The following is an 863-nucleotide window of genomic DNA, read 5'->3' as shown; positions in this document are numbered from 1 at the left end:
TAGGTCGTAGTGACGATTTAAGGTTTTGGGATTCCAAAATTCCGGCAAATCAGATTCAACACTGACTTTTGGAGGTCAGTGATGGATTGCGATGTTCTTCGGGATGATCAATGGGAACGGATCAAGGCGTTCGTGCCCGGCGGCACCAAAGGCAAACGTGGACCGCGAACAAATAACCGGCTTTTTCTGGATGCCTTGCTGTGGATGGCCCGTTCGGGCGGTCGTTGGCGCGACCTGCCCGAACGGCTGGGCGATTACCGCTCGGTGAAGCGACGCTACTATCGCTGGATCGAGATGGGCGTGCTCGACGACATGCTGGCCGTCCTTGCTCGTGAGGCCGATCTCGAATGGCTGATGATCGACTCAACCATTGTTCGTGCGCATCAACATGCGGCCGGCGCCCGCAAGCAAAAAGGGGGGCGGATGCCCAAGGCCTGGGTCGCTCTCGCGGTGGATTGAGCACCAAGATCCATGCCGCAACGGAAGCGCTCGGCCTGCCAATCCGCCTGATTGGCTCTCCGGGACAACGCAGCGACATCGCCTTTGCTCATGATCTCGTCGATGGCTTCGAGGCCAAGGCCACCCTTGCCGACAAGGGCTACGATGCCGATCATCTGTGCGACAGGATCATTGAGGCGGGAGCCCAACTCATTATCCCGCCAAAACGCAATCGGAAGGTCCAGCGCTCCTACGACACCGAACTCTACAAAGAGCGCAATCGCATCGAGCGCTTCTTCAACAAGCTCAAACAGTTCCGACGCGTCGCAACTCGATACGACAAGCTCCTCTCCAATTTCATGGGGTTCGTCAAACTCGCCGCAATCGCCATCTGGCTCAAATAGTTAAATCGTCACTACGACCTA

Annotated in this window: 1 protein-coding gene; it reads left to right on the top strand. The window is 56.8% G+C overall.

Annotated elements, in window-relative coordinates; genetic code table 11:
- Positions 1 to 81 precede the first annotated feature (81 nt).
- Positions 82 to 842 (top strand): IS5 family transposase gene (locus C5748_RS27370; RefSeq protein WP_105746199.1). Its coding sequence is split into 2 segments (ribosomal slippage): positions 82 to 421 and positions 421 to 842, totalling 762 coding nucleotides; the frame shifts between segments, so codons are not numbered across the junction.
- Positions 843 to 863 lie beyond the last annotated feature (21 nt).

The organism is Phyllobacterium phragmitis (assembly GCF_002980495.1).
In the GTDB taxonomy this organism is placed as follows: Bacteria; Pseudomonadota; Alphaproteobacteria; order Rhizobiales; family Rhizobiaceae; genus Paramesorhizobium; species Paramesorhizobium phragmitis.
Note: the sequence above shows the minus strand (reverse complement) of the source record. Positions and strands in the feature narration are given on the sequence as shown.